We start from the raw sequence: 1,260 nt of genomic DNA on the forward strand, positions 1-1,260 counted from the left end.
GGCAGCGATGAGCGCACCAAGAAGTATCTGCGCATCACCATCGGCACCGCACCGGAAATGTTCGCGTTTCTCGATGCCGTCGATGAAATTCTCCGCGGGGGCGCGTAGGCAGGCCCGGCGGTAATGGGATGGGCGCTGCCTGTCCGGGCGTTGCCGGAATATAAAGACGCCGGGTTGAAGGGTCCGGCGACAGTATTTTTTTAACGGATTGAAAGGGACGATATGTCGGCAAAAATTATTGATGGGAAGCAGATTGCTTCGGAGATACGGGACGAACTGCAGATCGAAGTGGCCGCGCTGAAAGAGCAGGGCATAGTGCCGGGGCTGGGCGTGATTCTGGTGGGGGCCGATCCGGCGTCGCAATCGTATGTGACGGCGAAGGAGCGTGCCTGCGAAAAGATCGGCATCTATTCCGACGACAACCGGTTGTCTGCCGAAACCTCCCAAGAGGAGCTGCTGGCCCTCGTGGAGCAAATGAACAACGATCCGAAAATCAACGGGATTCTGGTTCAGCTCCCGCTGCCCAAACATATCAATGAGGCGACGGTGTTGCTGGCGATCAGTCCCGATAAGGATGTGGACGGGTTCCACCCGATGAGCGTGGGCAAGATGATGATCGGCGAAGAGACCTTCCTGCCGTGCACGCCGCACGGCGTGGTGCAAATGCTGGCGCGGAGCGGCGTGGAGACTTCGGGTGCCCATGTGGTCGTCGTCGGCCGCAGCAATATTGTGGGCAAGCCGGTGGCTAATATGCTGCTGCAGAAAAAGGACGGGGCGAATGCCACGGTCACGCTGTGCCACACCCGCACCAAGGATGTCGGGCACTTTACGCGCCAGGCGGATATCATTATTGCGGCCTCGGGCTTCCCGAATACCATCACCGCGGATATGGTTCGCGAGGGCGCGGTGGTGATCGATGTCGGCGTGAACCGGGTGGAGGACGCCAGCCGCGAACGCGGCTACCGCTTGGTGGGCGATGTTGATTTTGAGGCGGTGAAGGAAAAGGCCTCGATGATTACGCCGGTGCCGGGCGGCGTGGGCCCGATGACGATTACGATGTTATTGTTCAACACGGTGGAGTCGGCCAAACGGGCGAATGAAATTGACTGATCCGTGGGGTGGGAGGATAGTTTTTTACAAGGTTTAACCAGGAGAGCACGATGATTACGGACAAAATTCAAGACGCGTTGAATGAACAGGTGAACAAGGAGTTTTATTCGGCCTATCTGTATTTGGCGATGCAGGCCTACTGCAACGAAA

Annotated in this window: 2 protein-coding genes; both read left to right on the forward strand. The window is 57.7% G+C overall.

What is annotated here, in order from left to right; translation table 11 throughout:
• The first annotated feature begins 222 nt into the window (after positions 1–222).
• Complete coding sequence (gene folD / locus AC3WVG_RS12020) at positions 223–1,110, forward strand: bifunctional methylenetetrahydrofolate dehydrogenase/methenyltetrahydrofolate cyclohydrolase FolD (protein ID WP_488798356.1); 888 nt, start codon at positions 223–225, stop codon at positions 1,108–1,110.
• A gap of 50 nt (positions 1,111–1,160) precedes the next feature.
• Positions 1,161–1,260: ferritin-like domain-containing protein (locus AC3WVG_RS12025; protein WP_488798357.1), on the forward strand; the 100-nt coding region annotated here is incomplete at its 3' end.

Source organism: Desulfovulcanus sp. (genome assembly GCF_982781345.1).

Bases quoted from the DNA above. Each gene is read 5' to 3' on its own strand.
- folD (WP_488798356.1), top strand. From the start codon at position 223: ATGTCGGCAAAAATTATTGATGGGAAGCAGATTGCTTCGGAGATACGG.